Source organism: Mesorhizobium sp. BHbdii, from assembly GCF_053848045.1.
The window spans coordinates 1-405 of the sequence record NZ_JBSPKX010000296.1; the positions used below are offsets into that span (position 1 = coordinate 1).

Annotated in this window: 1 protein-coding gene and 1 pseudogene; both read left to right on the forward strand. The window is 61.0% G+C overall.

Features of this window, described 5'->3' with window-relative positions; translation table 11 throughout:
• A pseudogene (locus tag ACWTU8_RS33115) lies at positions 1-244 on the forward strand (carbohydrate ABC transporter permease); the annotation flags it as partial.
• A 4-nt stretch (positions 245-248) separates the two neighbouring features.
• Positions 249-405: ATP-binding cassette domain-containing protein (locus ACWTU8_RS33120; protein WP_455851414.1), on the forward strand; the 157-nt coding region annotated here is incomplete at its 3' end.

Genomic DNA, 405 nt, shown 5'->3' on the forward strand with positions numbered 1-405 from the left:
GGCGACGCTTGGCTTCGTTTTCACTGCTGCCTGGAGCGAGCTTCTGTTCGCCCTGATGCTGATTTCCAGCGACGACCAGAAGACTTTCGCGGTCGGCCTGCTCACCTTTATCGGCAAGTTCGCCGTCGACTGGGGGCAGATGATGGCGGCATCCATCCTGGCGCTGATCCCGGTCTGCATCTTCTTCGCCTTCCTGCAACGCTATCTCGTCACCGGCCTGACCGCCGGCGCCGTCAAAGGATAGATCGATGGCTTCTGTTACACTCGATAAGGTCCGCAAGGATTATGGCGCCGTCCGCGTCCTGCATGCGGTCGACCTTGAAATCGCCGATGGCGAGTTCGTCGTCCTGGTCGGGCCGTCCGGTTGCGGCAAGTCAACGCTTTTGCGCATGATCGCCGGGCTGG